The organism is Alkalihalobacillus alcalophilus ATCC 27647 = CGMCC 1.3604 (assembly GCF_000292245.2).
In the GTDB taxonomy this organism is placed as follows: domain Bacteria; phylum Bacillota; class Bacilli; order Bacillales; family Bacillaceae_D; genus Alkalihalobacillus; species Alkalihalobacillus alcalophilus.
In genome coordinates this window covers 52,698-67,129 of record NZ_ALPT02000015.1, presented here as the reverse complement: position 1 = coordinate 67,129, position 14,432 = coordinate 52,698, and the positions used below count along the sequence as shown (strand labels likewise).

At 38.4% G+C, this 14,432-nt stretch carries 9 protein-coding genes, 2 pseudogenes and 1 riboswitch; all 11 genes and pseudogenes read left to right on the top strand.

What is annotated here, in order from left to right; all coding sequences use genetic code 11:
• Positions 1-172: 172 nt before the first annotated feature.
• The 11 genes and pseudogenes from zapA to BALCAV_RS05950 all read left to right on the top strand — a co-directional run bounded on the left by zapA (position 173) and on the right by BALCAV_RS05950 (position 14,429).
• A pseudogene (zapA, locus tag BALCAV_RS06000) lies at positions 173-459 on the top strand (cell division protein ZapA).
• Entirely contained in the window at positions 452-991 is a 540-nt protein-coding gene (locus BALCAV_RS05995; protein ID WP_003324091.1) for a CvpA family protein, read from the top strand. Before zapA ends, BALCAV_RS05995 begins: the two are co-directional and overlap by 8 nt.
• A gap of 260 nt (positions 992-1,251) precedes the next feature.
• Entirely contained in the window at positions 1,252-2,970 is a 1,719-nt protein-coding gene (polX, locus tag BALCAV_RS05990; protein WP_040323690.1) for a DNA polymerase/3'-5' exonuclease PolX, read from the top strand.
• Between the two features lie 56 nt (positions 2,971-3,026).
• Complete coding sequence (locus tag BALCAV_RS05985; protein ID WP_003324089.1) at positions 3,027-5,384, top strand: endonuclease MutS2; 2,358 nt, start codon at positions 3,027-3,029, stop codon at positions 5,382-5,384.
• 15 nt (positions 5,385-5,399) lie between these two features.
• Positions 5,400-5,813: a DUF350 domain-containing protein gene (locus BALCAV_RS05980; protein ID WP_003324088.1), complete on the top strand. Its 414-nt coding sequence runs from the start codon at positions 5,400-5,402 to the stop codon at positions 5,811-5,813.
• A gap of 908 nt (positions 5,814-6,721) precedes the next feature.
• The gene (locus tag BALCAV_RS05975) at positions 6,722-8,431 is read left to right on the top strand and encodes a long-chain-fatty-acid--CoA ligase (RefSeq protein ID WP_003324087.1); all 1,710 of its coding nucleotides are present in this window, start codon (positions 6,722-6,724) and stop codon (positions 8,429-8,431) included.
• A gap of 216 nt (positions 8,432-8,647) precedes the next feature.
• Entirely contained in the window at positions 8,648-9,418 is a 771-nt protein-coding gene (locus tag BALCAV_RS05970; RefSeq protein WP_003324086.1) for an electron transfer flavoprotein subunit beta/FixA family protein, read from the top strand.
• Positions 9,419-9,430: 12 nt separating this feature from the next.
• Entirely contained in the window at positions 9,431-10,414 is a 984-nt protein-coding gene (locus tag BALCAV_RS05965; protein WP_003324084.1) for an electron transfer flavoprotein subunit alpha/FixB family protein, read from the top strand.
• 139 nt (positions 10,415-10,553) lie between these two features.
• Complete coding sequence (trxA, locus tag BALCAV_RS05960) at positions 10,554-10,868, top strand: thioredoxin (protein WP_003324083.1); 315 nt, start codon at positions 10,554-10,556, stop codon at positions 10,866-10,868.
• A gap of 144 nt (positions 10,869-11,012) precedes the next feature.
• Positions 11,013-12,802: pseudogene (gene uvrC / locus BALCAV_RS05955) on the top strand (excinuclease ABC subunit UvrC).
• Between the two features lie 75 nt (positions 12,803-12,877).
• A riboswitch (Lysine riboswitch) is annotated at positions 12,878-13,065 on the top strand.
• A gap of 128 nt (positions 13,066-13,193) precedes the next feature.
• Entirely contained in the window at positions 13,194-14,429 is a 1,236-nt protein-coding gene (locus BALCAV_RS05950; protein WP_040323697.1) for an aspartate kinase, read from the top strand.
• Positions 14,430-14,432: the final 3 nt, after the last annotated feature.

Here is a 14,432-nt window from a genome sequence, read left to right as displayed (position 1 = left end):
GCTCCGAAATGGTGTGTGCGAAATGTTCAGAGACTACCTTACAAAAAAAGTAATTTATTGTAATGATAAACTCGATATTTTCATTATTCATGCTTCGTGATATGATATAAGTTAGGTTTGAACTATTTTAAAATGAATCAATCGTTAGTTGTTTTAGACAGGAGGCATTTCGGTGGCAGATGATAAACAAAAGCAACGGACAACCGTGTCAATCTATGGGCAAGCTTATACTGTTGTCGGGAAAGAGCCACCATCGCATATTAAGGAAGTGGCTCAAAGCGTAGACCAAAAAATGCGAGAAATAAAAAAAGAAATCCTTATTTAGATACGACGAGACTAGCTGTGTTAACAGCAGTGAATGTAGTCGATGAATATATGAAAATTATAGAAGAGCGTGATGCTCTCTTAAAAAAAATAGCAGACGCAAAAGGTGTTACAGGAGAGGACAAAGATGCTTAGTTTTATTATCCTTATAATTCTTTTAGGTAGTTTTTTTATCGGACAAAGAAGAGGTTTTATCCTACAATTAATTCATTTAGTTGGATTTTTTGTGTCTATATTTGTTGCGTATAAATATTATGATGTACTCGCTTCGTATATTAGATTATGGATCCCGTATCCACAATTCTCAAGTGATAATACGTTTGGGTTAATTGTCTCGGCATTTGATGCAGAAAGTGTATATTACGGAGGGATTGCCTTTGCGATTCTATTCTTTGGAACAAAAATTGCCTTACATATTGTAGGTTCGATGCTTGATTTTGTAGCTCACTTACCTATTTTAAGAATGTTGAATCGTTGGTTAGGGAGCCTATTATGTATGGTGGAAGCCTATTTAATCATGTTCGTTTTGTTAAATGTGGCGGCATTAATTCAAGTAGAAGTTGTTCAAGAGCTTTTACACTCATCGGTCGTTGCCCAATATATGATTCATAACACACCATTTTTATCAGAGTGGATTCGTGAACTTTGGGTAAACACTACACTGTAAAGATGGATTTAAGCAGAATGCCTTACAGACGACTGTTATGGTATTCTGTTTTTCTATATTCAAACAAGTTATTTAAAGAGAAGATGAATGAATTAAAAGAGAGCCCAGGTTCATACCATCCCAAAACCCGACTCTTCCTTTCAAACTTTGGTTATCAGAAACGATTGTTGGGCTCTATGAACAAACGGTCTACTTTTCAACTCCAAAAGATTGATTTTTAGTTTGGAATATCGGTATCATGGGGATAAGAGAAAGGAACGATCATGATGAATAAAAAAGATGTAATAAAAATATTAGAGAAAATAGCAATCTATTTAGAAATTAAAGGAGAAAACCCCTTTAAAATATCGGCTTATCGGAAGGCGGCTCAAGCTCTTGAAACCGATGAACGTTCACTAAATGAGATCGGTAAACCTGAAGAACTTAAAGGAATAGGAAAAGGTACGGCTGAGGTAATCACGGAATTAAAGGAGACAGGCACTTCATCGTTACTTGAGGAATTGATGGAGGCTGTTCCAAGTGGGTTAATTCCATTACTTAAAATTCAAGGGCTTGGTGGCAAAAAAATCGGTAAGCTTTACCAAGAGCTTGGAGTTGTTGATGTAGAAACATTAAAAAAAGCGTGTGAAGAAAAACAAGTTCAACAGTTAGCTGGTTTTGCTAAAAAAACAGAAGAAAAAATCTTACAAGCGATTGAAGAGGCGTCAACACGTCCAGAGCGCTTAGCAGTTCCGCATGTTTTACCAGTGGCTGAGAAGATTTTGAAACAGCTTGAAGCATTCCAATATGTAGAACGATTTTCGCAAGCAGGGAGTTTGCGCCGGTTAAAGGAAACGGTTAAAGATTTGGATTTTATTATTGCGACGAGTGAACCGGATAAAGTACGTGAACAACTGTTGCAATTAGAAAATATATCAAAGGTTATTGCCAATGGTGATACAAAAGTTTCGATTGAAGTTGATGGTGAATACCCAATTTCAGTTGATTTCCGTCTTGTGAAAAATGAGGAATTTCCTACAACACTACATCATTTTACAGGTTCCAAAGATCATAATGTCGCTTTAAGGCAATTGGCGAAATCAAGAAATGAAAAGATTAGTGAATACGGTGTTGAAAATATAGAAACGGGTGAGATTAAAACATTTGAAACGGAAGAAGCTTTTTTTGCTCATTTTGATTTGCCCTTTATTCCACCTGAAGCACGTGAAAATCACGGTGAAATCGAACACTTTAAAAAGAATCCCCGTTTTTTACAGCTTAAAGATATAAAAGCCGATTTACATATGCATACGACTTCAAGTGATGGAGCTCATACGTTAGAAGAAATGGTCGAAGCGGTTCGGCAAAAAGGCTATCAATATATGGCGATTACGGATCATTCGAAGTTTCTTCGTGTAGCAAATGGGTTATCTGTTGAACGTTTATTAAAGCAGCATGAAGAAATTAAGAAGCTTAACGAAAAATACGATGATTTTGAAATTTTTACAGGAATTGAGATGGATATTTTACCAGATGGTACGTTGGACTATGATGATGACATTTTGAAAAACATCGATTTTGTGATTGCATCGATTCATTCGTCTTTTCAACAATCAGAAGAAATGATTATGGAACGCTTAAAAAATGCTTTGTTTAATCCACATGTTGATATGATCGCTCACCCAACTGGACGAGTGTTAGGGAGACGAGAAGGATATCAAGTCAATGTCTTACAGTTAATAGAGCTCGCGAAGGAAACGAATACTGCACTTGAATTAAATGCGAACCCATTAAGGTTAGATTTGGCGTCACATTGGGTACGAAAAGCTCATGAGTTGGGAGTGCCGATTGCGATCAATACAGATGCCCACCATATTGATATGCTCGATGATATGAAGTATGGAGTTGGTGTGGCGGTGAAAGGGCTGGCCAACGTCGATTTAATTGTGAATACTTGGTCAGTAGAAAAGTTTAAACAATTTATTAAACGAAACGATTAATGATAATAATCGTATATAAAAAAGGAAATTGGGATATCGAATAAAGGAGAAAACATATGGAACGTGTATTGCGTGTACTTGAATACGAAAAGATGAAACAGCAGCTTGTGGAGCATGTTTCATCTTCGCTTGGACGAAAGAAAGTTCAGGAATTGGCACCTTCTGTTGAGATAGATGAAGTTTTAGTCTGGCAACAGGAGACAAGTGAAGGAGCGAATGTTCTTCGCTTTAAAGGGAGGATTCCTTTTGGTGGAATTTATGACATCACTCCTCATGTGAAACGAGCAAGCATTGGAGGTCTTCTTTCAGCAAGTGAACTTATGGAAATCGCGAGCACCATTTATGGAGGAAGACAGTTAAAGAAATTTATTACGAATCTAGTTGAGGAGGAAGAAAGAGAACTTCCTCTCCTTTATCAACATGTGGAACAAATTAATCCATTAACAGATGTAGAAAGAGAAATTAAACAATGTATTGATGATAATGGCCATGTTTTAGATTCAGCTAGTCAAACATTACGCACGATTCGTCAGCAGGTGAGAAGTTATGAATCATCTGTGCGTTCAAAATTAGAGCAAATGACTCGGTCATCTAGTACACAAAAGATGCTTTCAGATGCGATTATTACGATCCGAAATGATCGTTTTGTGATTCCCGTAAAACAAGAATATCGTGGTTCTTTTGGAGGGATTGTTCATGACCAGTCCGCATCAGGTCAAACATTGTTTATTGAACCACAAGTTGTTGTGACTTTAAATAATCAACTACGTGAAGCAAAGGTTAAGGAAACCCGTGAAATTGATCGGATTTTAGCCGAACTCTCAAGGCAAGTAGCAGAAGTAACGGATGAGCTATTAACAAATATCTCGACACTCGCTGTATTAGATTTAATTATTGCGAAAGCCCATTATGCCAATGCGATAAAAGCGACCTCTCCAGAAATTAATGAAGCAGGCCATGTTTTATTAAAGAAGGCTCGTCATCCCCTCATTGATGCCGGTGAGGTTGTCCCAATTGATATTGAACTCGGTGGCGAGTTTCGTTCGTTAATTATCACCGGTCCAAATACGGGCGGGAAAACAGTGACACTTAAAACAGTCGGTTTATTAACATTAATGATGCAATCAGGCTTACATGTACCGGTTGAGGAAGAATCAAAAATGGCTGTGTATAAACAAGTGTTTGCTGATATTGGAGATGAACAATCGATTGAACAAAGCTTGAGTACTTTTTCCTCACATATGACAAATATCGTGCAAATCTTAGACAAGGTGGATTTCCAAAGCTTAGTTCTATTTGATGAATTGGGGGCGGGAACAGACCCGACAGAAGGGGCCGCCTTAGCAATCGCGATTTTAGACGATGTGTACAAAAGAGGAGCTGCTGTTGTCGCTACAACCCATTATAGTGAATTAAAAGGATATGCTTACAATCGTGAAGGGGTTATGAATGCGAGCGTTGAATTTGATGTTCAGTCATTAAAACCAACCTATCGTCTTTTAATTGGGGTACCAGGAAGAAGTAATGCCTTTGCGATTTCACGGCGACTTGGGTTAGGTGAGGCGATTATTGACCGTGCCAAAGATCAGATTGATAGTGATTCGAATAAAGTAGAAAATATGATCGTCTCTTTAGAAGAAAGTAAAAAATCAGCTGATGCCGAACAAATAGAAGCGAAGAATATTCGTTTTGAAGCAGAGAAACTTCATCGCGACTTACAAAAGCAGATGGAAGAATTACAGCGAGAAAAAGAGCTGATTTTAAAACAAGCGGAAGAAGAAGCGGAGGTAGCTGTTGCTAAAGCAAAAGAAGAAGCGGAGTTCATTATTCGTGAGCTACGAGAAATGCAAAAAAAGGGGCTTGCAGTCAAGGAGCATGAGATCATTGATGCGAAAAAACATCTAGAAGAAGCTGCACCTAAATTAACACCGAAACAGAAGAAAATAAAAAAACAAGCTCAACAAGCGAAAACACTCCATCCGGGAGATGAAGTCAAAGTATTAAGTTTTGGACAAAAAGGGTCGATTATAGAGAAAGTAAATGACAAAGAATATCTTGTCCAAATTGGGATTATGAAAATGAAAGTAGCTTTAGATGATTTACAGTTTATTGAAAGCTCTAAACCAGTGGAGACAAAGCCACTCACAACGGTCCGTGGGAATGAAAGTCATGTCAAACCAGAGCTTGATTTGCGTGGGGAACGTTACGAAAATGCGATGTTGAAAGTGGAAAAGTATATTGATGATGCCTTGTTAGCTGGTTATCATTCTGTCTCAATCATTCATGGTAAAGGAACAGGGGCCTTACGTAAAGGGGTGAAGGACTTACTGAAACGACATCCACATGTTAAAGCAGCTAGAGATGCTGCGATGAATGAAGGTGGACTTGGCAATACGGTCGTTGAATTAAAATAGGTAAGGAGTGGCATAATGGATTTATTTTTAGAAAATGAAATTATGATGACAGTGGCCTACTATAGTATTGCGATGCTTGCTCTTATCGTCTTTTTATCTATTTTTGAATTAGTTACGTCTTATAGCAATTGGGAAGAGCTAAAAAGAGGAAATGTCGCTGTCGCTTTAGCAACGGCTGGAAAAATCTTTGGTGTCGCTAATATTTTTCGTCATTCGATCGAACAATCTGACCGTATTCTCACAATGCTCGGTTGGAGTGTACTCGGATTTGTCTTAATGCTAATCAGTTATTTCATCTTTGAATTTTTAAGTCCTAGTTTTAAAGTTGATGAAGAACTTGCTAATAATAACAAAGCAGTTGGCTTAATTTCGTTTATTTTGTCAGTTGGTATCTCTTATGTTGTTGGAGCTAGTATCATAGCGTTATAATGTAGAGCAGAATGAATTAGAACTTTGATAAGTCAGTAGGGTAATGCTCAAAAGGTACTCTACTGCTGGTTGGGGAAAGGTAAGGAGTTTGTATTGTGGAAAATTTAATTAAAATTTTAATTGGCTGTTGTGTTCTCTTTTTTATTGCTGGTTTTATCTACCTCTTTTTTATTGCCTAATCTAAAAGGAACTAATCTAAAAAAGCCTTTCATTAGAAGAAGCCGACGTATTTTTAAATGAGGTTAGCTAGGTAATCACATTCATAAATCTTGAAGTCTCGTTTTTAGTTTTTGTCAGTCTGTACGTTTTAGGGAGATAGAGTAGGTTCCTGTAATAATCTTGGAAAGTAGTCTTTTTATAAAAATCGCCCCTCTTTTTGGAATGTGGTATGGTAACTCCATTCTAAAAGAAAGAGCGATTTTTTTGCTTTTCTGGATAGAAAATAGAACGTAGCGGACTTAAGATTCGACAAGTGCCTGTGACTTGTTGAAAAAGGACCCAATGAAGCCCAAAGCCAGTTGCGAAAAGCCATAAAGGGAATCAAAACCCGTCAATGAAGCCAGCAAATCGTTTATCTAGCCAGTTGTACGCTCACCAACGCGTGCATCGCTCCCATTTCTCTCGCTCCTGCCTATCGCTCACTTTATAATAGTCTCTTTTTATTTAATGATGGCTCTCGTTTTAGTAAATGTCGAAGCATGCAAGAATATAATAAATCGAACACATAATATGTAGAATCGTGAGAAAAACGGATGGATTTTGTCGTATTTTGTCATATGACAGAATGGTCTGTCTATTGTTGTCGAACGAAAATTCAGAAAAGTTCATTTAAGTTATTCATTTCTGAAAGCGTTTGCAATAAAATAGATATAGAACGACTTTGTTATGATCTTTGAAAGGAGGACGAAATGCTTACGACTGATAAACGTTGGCTTGCTCAATATCCAGAAGAAGTACCTAAAACACTAGAGTATGAAAACATTTCATTGCACGAGTGTTTAGAAAGAACGGCAACAAAGTTTCCAAATACGGAGGCCATTCATTTTCTCGGTAAAAAATTAACTTTTGAAGAGCTTCATGTACAAGCAAAGAAATGTGCTAATCAATTAATCTCATTAGGGGTAAAAAAAGGTGACCGTGTTGCAATAATGCTCGCGAATTGTCCTCAATCGATGATTAGTTATTATGGTGCCTTAATGGCAGGTGCCATTGTCGTCCAGACGAATCCATTGTATGTGGAAAGAGAATTGGAGCATCAAATGACCGACTCTGGTGCAAAGGTAATGATTTGTTTGGATCTCGTGTTTCCAAGGGTTCAAAAGGTTCGCTCCAGAACATCTTTGGAACATGTAATTGTAACAGGAATAAAGGATTATCTACCGTTCCCTAAAAACTTACTTTACCCATTTGTCCAGAAAAAACAGAATCCTACTTTAACAAGTATTGAGTACGATGAGCAAACGTTGGAGTTTCTTCCATGGTTAAAAGCTGGAAGTGAGAATAAGGTTGACGTGACGCTTAATCCGGCTGAAGACTTAGCCCTTATTCAATACACAGGTGGGACAACCGGGCTAGCAAAAGGGGTAATGTTAACCCATCGTAATTTATACGTAAATACATTCCAATGTAAGAGCTGGATTTATAATGTGGAAGAAGGAAAAGAAAAAATGCTTGCGGCCCTACCATTCTTCCATGTCTATGGGATGACCGTTGTCATGAATTTAGCTGTTATGAATGGCTTTACAAGTGTTCTTTTGCCAAGGTTTAATGTCAAGGATGTTTTAAAAACAATTGATAAACAAAAGGTCACCCTCTTCCCAGGGGCTCCTACTATGTACCGAGCTATTTTGCTTGATCCAACAAAAGATAACTATGATTTATCATCGATAAAGGCTTGTATAAGTGGAGCCGCAGCCTTACCACTTGATACACAAGAAAAATTTGAAAAAGTAACCGGTGGAAAATTAGTTGAAGGCTATGGATTGACCGAAACAGCACCTGTTGCATTAGCCAATCTTATTTGGGGTAAGAGAAAAAGTGGAAGTATTGGGGTGCCTTGGCCTGATACAGAGGTAGCGATTATTAAACCTGATGGGGAGCAAGCAGATGTAAAGGAAGTCGGGGAAGTCGCCGTACGAGGTCCACAAGTGATGAAAGGGTATTGGAATCATCCTGTAGAAACTGAAAAGACATTCTTAGGTGATTGGCTTTTAACTGGGGATATGGGTTATATGGATGAAGAAGGATTCTTTTATATCGTTGATCGGAAAAAGGATATGATTATTGCTGGTGGTTTTAATATTTATCCACGTGAAATTGAAGAGGTCTTATTTGAACACGAGGCAGTAGGAGATGTGGCGATTATCGGTGTGGCGGATGAGTACCGTGGCGAAACGGTGAAGGCGTTTGTCGTTAAAAAGGACGGGTATAATCCAACCGAGAAGGAATTAGATGAACATTGTCGAAAACATCTTGCCGCTTACAAGGTTCCTCGTATTTATGAGTTTAGAGATGAGTTACCGAAGACTTTGATTGGTAAAGTTCTTCGTCGCGTACTTATTGAAGAAGAACAGAACAAAATGGAGAAAGAGAAAGTTGAGGCAAACAGGGAGGCGTGATCTTCCTGTTTCTTTTTATGAAAATTAATTTGTTGTCTCTATGTGAGGCTGAGCTAGGAAGGAGAAATGGATAGATATATGGATAAGTGCAACTCGCGTCTTTGCCCCGACTTTCATTTGTTAATGGCTGAGTTTTCTTAACTTATAAAGTAGATTCATAAATGATAAATAACTGAATATTCATAAATAAGACGGTATGTCAATAGGGGGATAATCATGAGAATTTTCGTTTTATTAAAATCAACTTTTGATACGGAGGAAAGGGTTCAAGCTGTAGATGGAAAGGTTGTATATGATGAAGGGAAAATGATCATGAACCCATATGATGAATATGCGATTGAGGAAGCTTTAATACAAAAAGGTAAACACGGTGGGGAGGTTACTGTCGTCACGGTAGGTCAAGAGGGGTGCAAAACACAACTAAGGACCGCTTTAGCGATGGGAGCCGATCATGCTGTTCTTATAAGGGCAGAAGAAATAGTAGAAGTGGATGCTCATTCTACAGCGACTTTATTAGCTGCTTATTTAGCAGATAAAAAAGCAGATTTAATTATAGGTGGCAATATGACAGTTGACCAAGGAACTGGGCAGGTTGGACCAAGGTTAGCGGAACAATTAGGTCTCCACCAAGCTACGGCTATTATAGCGCTAACGATAGATAAAGGGATGGTAACTGTCGTTCGAGATGTGGAAGGGGATGAAGTCACGTTGGTGAGTGAATTGCCTATTTTAGTCACAGCTCAACAAGGATTGAATGAACCAAAATACCCAACCTTACCGGGAATTATGAAGGCAAAAAAGAAAGTGATTGAAGAAGTTACACTTGATGACTTGTCATTAGATGTAGAAGTGGTGGAAGCAAGAACGAAAACACATCTCCAATATACGCTAACACCAAGGGGAAAAGGAAAGGTGTTAGAAGGGAAAACGGAAGACCAAGTTAGACAGTTAGTGAAATGGATAGGTAATATGGTGAAGCAGGTTTAGGGGGGGCTTTTTATGGTTAATAAGCCATTAGTTCTTGTAGAGGTAAGAAATGGAACGATACGTGAAGTGAGTTTTGAGGCTTTAGCGTTTGCTAATCAATTAATGAAGCAAGGAGGAGAAGTAACGGCTGCCCTTTTAGGTTCCGATGTAAGCGGTTTATCAAAAGAGCTATTTGAACATGGAGCCACGAAAGTTGTTCATGTGTCTCATCCTCATTTAAAGGAATATACTACTGACGCGTATCGCCAAGCACTGTTACAAATTATTGAGGTGGAGAAGCCTTGTACAGTGATTATGGGGCATACGGCACTCGGAAAAGATTTGTCACCGCGTGTTGCGATGAAACTCGGTGCAGGACTTATATCTGATATTACCTCGTTTGAACAAGATGAACAGCAGACGCTATTTATACGACCGATTTATTCTGGAAAAGCATTTGAAAAAAAGAGTGTCTCCACTATGCCTTCCTTTTTAACAATTCGACCGAATAATTTTATCAAACAACATCAACCGCTGAAAAAAAATAGGTGTACGAATATTGTTGATCTAAAAGTGGATATAAAAGAACTACGCACGGTTGTGAAAGAGACAGCAGAAAAGATGAGCGGACAAGTAGATTTAAGTGCAGCAAAAATTGTCGTCGCGGGAGGAAGAGGGGTAAAAAGTGTCGAGGGTTTTGCCCCCTTAAAAGAGCTCGCTACCCTTTTAGGAGGAGCAGTTGGAGCTTCTCGTGCTGCTTGTGATGCTGGTTATTGCGATTACGGCTTACAAATTGGTCAAACAGGAAAGATTGTAACACCAACGATTTATTTTGCGGTCGGAATTTCTGGAGCGATTCAACATTTAGCCGGCATGTCGCAGTCTAAAACAATCGTTGCCATCAATAAAGATCCTGATGCCCCTATTTTTGAAATAGCTGATTATGGAATCGTTGGAGATTTATTTGAAGTTGTGCCTTTGTTAACAAAAGCATTTAAAGAGATATTAACTCGGTAAGGGAAGCAAAAGGTAACATAATTTGTGGAGAGAAAGGTTAAAATAAAAAAGTAAGCATCTCATTCGCCACATGCTAATTGTTAATGTTATAATCATCATGTAAAAAGAATTTGTTTTGAAATGAAGGAGGCTATATAAAATGGCTATTGTTAATGTAACGGATCAAACGTTTGCAAATGAAACAAGTGAAGGTGTCGTTTTAGTGGATTTCTGGGCACCATGGTGTGGACCTTGTAAAATGATTGCACCAGTACTTGAAGAATTAGATGCTGAAATCGGCGATACAGCAAAAATTGTGAAATTAGATGTGGATGAAAACCAAGAAACAGCTGGTAAGTATAGCGTCATGAGCATCCCAACTTTACTCGTATTTAAAGACGGTGAAGTAGTAGACCAAACAGTTGGTTTCCAACCAAAAGAAGCTCTAGCAGAGTTAATCAACAAGCACCTATAATCAAAAGGTGTTGTTAGCCCCGCATTTTTTGATGTGGGGTTTTTTGCTGTTTATAAGTTCAATTGTCCCATTCTCAAATCAAAGCAAATCCTTGAAAGACATGGTAAACTAAAAGGAATAGTCATTAGAAAGTGGGAGAAGGATATGAGCCAATTAAAAGAGAAGCTAGCAATTCTACCTGATCAGCCTGGCTGTTATCTGATGAAAGACGAGCAAGGGACGATCATTTATGTTGGTAAAGCAAAAGTGCTCAAAAATCGAGTTCGATCTTATTTTACTGGTTCGCATGATGGAAAAACACAGCGGCTTGTTAGTGAGATTACTGATTTTGAATATATTGTGACCTCATCAAACATTGAGGCCTTGATTTTAGAATTGAATTTAATTAAAAAGCATGATCCTAAATACAATGTCATGCTGAAGGATGATAAATCTTATCCCTATTTAAAAATTACAAATGAGGAGCATCCTCGTCTTATTACTACACGGCAAGTTAAAAAGGATGGGGGGAAATATTTTGGCCCTTATCCGAATGCAGGAGCTGCTAATGAAACAAAAAAAATGCTTGATCGTTTGTACCCGTTAAGAAAATGTCGGACGTTACCTGATAAAGTCTGCCTTTATTATCATATTGGTCAGTGTTTAGCACCTTGTGTGTACGATGTAGCAAAAGAAACGAACCAAGAGCTCGTCCAAAATATTACTAAATTCCTTCGTTCTGGTCATGATGAAGTAAAACAACAAATTACGGAGAAGATGATGCAGGCTTCAGAAGAATTAAACTTTGAACGGGCGAAGGAGTTACGCGATACACTTGCTTATATGGAAACGGTAATGGAGAAACAAAAAATGACGATCAATGACCGCGTTGATCGTGATGTGTTTGGCTTTTCCTATGATAAAGGTTGGATGTGTGTTCAAGTTTTCTTCGTACGTCAAGGGAAGTTGATTGAACGTGATGTCTCGATTTTCCCCTTCTATAAAGACGCACCAGAAGATATTCTGACATTCATTGCACAGTTTTATAGTAAAAAAGAGCATATTAAACCAAAGGAGATTCTTGTACCTGATATTATTGATGCAGAGCTTCTTGAGACTTTTTTAGAAGTGAGAGTGAGTGTACCGAAAAAAGGAAAAAGAAAGACTTACTTGAACTAGCAAGTGAAAATGCAAAAGCTTCTTTAAAAGATAAGTTTGCTTTAATTGAGCGTGATGAGGAACGTACCGTTAAAGCAGTGGAACGTTTAGGACAAGCGTTACAAATTAAACCTCCGTATCGAATTGAAGCCTTTGATAATTCCAATATTCAAGGAACAGATCCCGTTTCAGCGATGGTGTCATTTGTTGATGGGAAACCGAGTCGGAAAGATTATCGCAAATATAAAATCAAAACCGTTGTTGGACCAGATGATTATGCTTCTATGCGTGAAGTCGTGAGGAGAAGGTATTTACGCTTGCTCCGTGAAAAGCTTCCGTTTCCTGATTTGATTGTCATTGATGGAGGACGAGGTCATATTGCAGCCGCTCAAGATGTATTGGAAAATGAGCTTAATTTGACTATTCCTGTATGTGGGCTTGCGAAGGATGAAAAGCATCGTACTTCCCAATTGCTAATCGGCGATCCTCCAACAATTGTGCCATTAAAAAGAGATAGTCATGAATTTTACCTTTTGCAACGAATTCAAGATGAAGTTCATCGTTTTGCTTTAAGTTTCCATCGCCAAACCCGTTCGAAATCGTTTTTTCAATCCGTGCTAGATGATATTCCTGGAGTTGGTGAGAAACGAAAAAACAAGCTTTTAAAACATTTTGGATCACTCAAAAAAATGAAGGAAGCAACAGTGGAGGAGTTAGCATTAAGTGGAATTCCACAAGGTGTCGCCGAAAGTATTTATCAAGCTTTACATGAAAAAGAAAATTCAAAAGAAAGCTAAATTTTGACCTTGCTAAAGCGATAGAAATTTGCTACACTTTTAACTAATTAAATAAGCCATACTTCTTTATTAAGGAGTGATGGTAGAGGCGCGAAAACCAATAGTAGAGTTTCGGAGGACAATGAGGTCTGAGGAAGAGACTTAAAAGGGGAATTCGCCGAAGTGTAAAAGGAACTCATTTTCTTTTATGCTGGACTTATGTTTAAGAGGCATAAGGCTGTCACATAACTAAACCCAAGGTTATGTGGAGAACTATCTCACGTGGATAAAGGGAGCAGTGTGGTACGGCTATGTATGACAAGCAACGTGAAGGTATTTTCCTTTAAGTTGCTTTTTTTATTGTCCGTCCAACAAAGCCTTTTTCGTGTGAAAAGAGAGAGGATGAATGAATTTGGCGAGAATCGTACAAAAATATGGAGGCACATCCGTTGGAACCGTAGAGAGAATTCAACATGTGGCTAAAAGAATTGAGCAAGCCCAAAGAAAAGGGGAAGAACTTGTTGTCGTTGTCTCAGCAATGGGGAAGTCAACGGATCAACTTTTACAATTAGCAAACGAATTAACGGATAACCCAACCAAAAGAGAAATGGATATGCTGTTATCAACAGGGGAGCAAGTCACGATCTCCTTGTTGACGATGGCGTTACAGCAAAGAGGGCTAGAGGCGATTTCCTTTACTGGTTGGCAGGCTGGAATTCAAACCGATAGCCATCATGGAAATGCTCAAATTGCTCATATTGACACAGTGAGAATGGAAGCTGAATTAAGACTGGGGAAAGTGGTCATTGTCGCTGGCTTCCAAGGCCTCTCCGAAGATGCACAAATTACTACCCTTGGCAGAGGTGGCTCCGATACGACCGCCGTGGCTCTAGCTGCTGCATTAGATGCAGAACGTTGTGAAATCTATACGGATGTTACAGGTGTATATACAACGGATCCACGTTATGTGAAGACAGCAAGGAAGCTTCATTCTATTTCCTATGATGAAATGCTTGAAATGGCTCAGCTCGGGGCCGGAGTGTTACATCCGAGGGCGGTTGAATTTGCTAAAAACTATGATGTGGCTTTACTGGTAGCATCAAGTATGGTGGAAGAGGAAGGAACTTTGATTGAGGAGGAAGTATCGATGGAAAAAGGGTTGATTGTAAGAGGAATTGCTTTTGAAAATGATGTAACTAAAGTAACGGTAGCAGGTTTACCAAATGAGATGAATACATTAGCTAAATTATTTAGCACGTTATCAAGGCATTTTATTAATGTTGACATTATTGTTCAAAATGAAACGGATGCCGAGCATGTGACGATTTCCTTTACAGTCACTCAATCGACATTAAAAGATACGTTAGTCGCGTTAGAGAAGGCTCAAAATGACTTAAAATATGAGAATGTTCAGTATGAAACAGGATTGGCAAAAGTTTCAATTGTCGGCTCAGGTATGGTATCTAATCCTGGAGTAGCGGCACAAATGTTTGATGTATTAGCAGAAGAAGGAATTGCGATAAAAATGGTCAGTACGTCCGAAATTAAAGTATCAACCGTCGTTTCAGAAGATGATATGGTTTTAGCTGTTGAAGCGTTACATGAAGCATTTAAATTAGCAGAAGAATTAGTTGAACCGGCAGTATAAAAA